The following is a 2,713-nucleotide window of genomic DNA, read 5'->3' as shown; positions in this document are numbered from 1 at the left end:
CCCGCGGGGGGCCCGCCCCTCCCCAAACCACGGGGGCGGCGCGGCGCACACGCCGACGTCACAGCTACTGCCACGCCATTTTTGCAGAACTTGACGCACACAACTGGAGAAGGGGGAGCTTGTGCCACCTTCACCTTGCCAACTCCGGCTCTTCTGCCCTATTCTTCCCGCTAAAATAATTTCACGCACAGGCAAACTTGTTTCTCGAAACCAGGGTTGAGATGAGCCAGTCGCCCTACCCCGTAATCGCCGCCGGACCGCCCCGGCCGAGTCTGATCCTGCGGCCAGGCCAGATCGCGCTGCCGGCCGGGATGGAGCGCTATTCGGTTCAGGGCAATGGCGCGGTGCTGATCGAGGTCGAGGCCGGCGACAGCATCACTGTGCGCAATGTCGAGGGCGGGCAGGCCTGCGAGCTGCTGGTATGGGGCAGCACCGGCGTAACCGATCCCGGTATTCTCGGCGAAAAATCGAACAGCAATGCCGCCGGCATTAAGGCGCTGCTGGCCGATAGCGACGATAGCCTCGCTTCCTTACGCCGAGGCCTCGAACGTCGCCAGGTACAGCTAGATCAGGCAAAGGCGGTCCGCGTCTTCGGCGGCTCCACCCCTGCCGGCACCGAACAGAGCTTTGCGATCGCCCGCGACGGCTCGATGCTCGTCGCTGCACCCGGCGGTCCGATGCTGGTCGACGGCCACGATACCGCAACGCCGCTCAGCGTCATCCTGCGCCGCGCCACGATCCGTCCAGCTGCGAAGTCGCGGCTTGCCGACCCGCTGGCCGATCCGGTGCTCGATCTGCGCGTCCATTCGGCGACGGCGGAAGCCTATTTCGTCAAAGCCGGCGACTATCTGCAGATCATCGATGTCGACGGGCGCCAATGCACCGACTTCCAGTGCTTTTCGGCGCGCAAGCTGGACAAGGGCCGCGATCATCCGCTCGACGTGACGACGACGCGCACGCTGATGGGTTCGAGCTATCCGATGCCCGGGCTGCACTCGAAATATTATGACCAGGACATGGAGCCGCTGGTCGAGGTTATCCAGGACACTTGCGGCCGCCATGATGCATTCGCGCTCGCCTGCGCTGCCAAATATTACGACGACATCGGCTATCCCGGCCATCCCAACTGCTCGGAGAATTTCAACCGCGCGCTGGCCGACAAGGGCGTGACGCCCCGCGCCGGCTGGATGGCGATCAACTTCTTCTTCAACACGGCCATCGACGCGTATGGCGTCGTGGTTTCCGACGAGCCGTGGTCGCGGCCGGGCGACTATGTGCTGCTGCGGGCGCTGACCGACATCGTCTGCGTCTCGTCCGCCTGCCCCGACGATACGACGCCGGCCAATGGCTGGAACCCGACCGACATCCATGTGCGGACCTATTCCGGCCAGCACAAATTCTCGCGAGCGATCGCCAGACGCATGACGCCCGATTCGGAACCGAAAATGACCCGCGAGACCGCCTTTCATTCGAGCTTTGCCAAGCACACCCGCAACTTCGTCGAGTACAAGGGTTATTGGCTGGCCAATTCCTTCGCCAAGCAAGGCCCGATCGGCGAATACTGGGCCTGCCGGCAGGATGCAGTGATCATGGACCTGTCGCCGCTGCGCAAGTTCGAGATCACCGGCCCGGATTCGGAAGCGCTGCTGCAATACACGCTGACCCGCGACATCAGGAAGCTCGGCGTCGGCCAGGTCGTCTATTCCGCCATGTGCTACGAGCATGGCGGCATGATCGACGACGGCACGCTGCTTCGGCTCGGCAAGGATAATTTCCGCTGGGTTGGCGGCGACGATCTATCCGGCGAATGGCTGCGCGAAACGGCGACGAAACTCGGCCTTACCGTGCTGGTGCGTTCATCGACCGACCAGATGCACAATGTCGCCGTGCAGGGACCGAAAAGCCGCGACATTCTCAGGCAGATCATCTGGACCTCGCCGCTGCAGCCGTCGATCGACGAGCTCGAGTGGTTCCGCTTTGCCGTCGCCCGCATCGGCGGCGGCAACGGCATTCCGGTCGTCGTTTCGCGCACCGGTTACACCGGCGAGCTCGGCTACGAGATCTGGTGCCATCCGCGCGACGCCGAAAAGGTGTTCGACGCCATCTGGGAGGCCGGCCAGCCGCACGGCCTGAAGCCGATGGGGCTGCAAGCGCTCGACATGGTGCGCATCGAGGCCGGGCTGATCTTTGCCGGCTACGAGTTCTCCGACCAGACCGACCCCTTCGAGGCCGGCATCGGCTTCACCGTGCCGCTAAAGACCAAGACCGACGATTTCATCGGCCGCGAGGCGCTGATCCGCCGCAAGGAAAACCCCCAGAAGAAGCTGGTCGGCCTCGACATCGACGCCAATGTCGCGGTCGGCCACGGCGATTGCGTGCATGTCGGCCGCGCCCAGGTCGGCGTCGTCACCTCCGGCATGCGTTCGCCGGTGCTGAACAAGAATATCGCGCTGGCCAGGCTCGACGTCGCGCATTCGGCGATTGGCACCGAGGTCGAGATCGGCAAGCTCGACGGCCACAGCAAGCGGCTGCCGGCGCGCGTCGTCGCCATTGCCCACTACGATCCGCAGAAGACCAGGCCGCGCTCCTGATCGACGCTGCCTGGTTCTTCCCTTCTCCCCTTGTGGACCTGTTGCGCAGTCATGAGCAAAAGCTTGCGGCGGCGGGGTTGCGGCGGTTGTTCGCTTGTTTGCGGGGGATTTGACGTCTTGTT

Annotated in this window: 1 protein-coding gene; it reads left to right on the top strand. The window is 64.1% G+C overall.

The genetic code is table 11. The features are described from left to right. Positions 1-221 precede the first annotated feature (221 nt). Entirely contained in the window at positions 222-2,591 is a 2,370-nt protein-coding gene (locus NKH71_RS33195; protein ID WP_352896601.1) for a trimethylamine N-oxide demethylase, read from the top strand. Positions 2,592-2,713 lie beyond the last annotated feature (122 nt).

Origin of the sequence: Mesorhizobium sp. M0983 (assembly GCF_040318975.1) — a bacterium.
Classification (GTDB): Bacteria; Pseudomonadota; Alphaproteobacteria; order Rhizobiales; family Rhizobiaceae; genus Mesorhizobium.
Note: the sequence above shows the minus strand (reverse complement) of the source record. Positions and strands in the feature narration are given on the sequence as shown.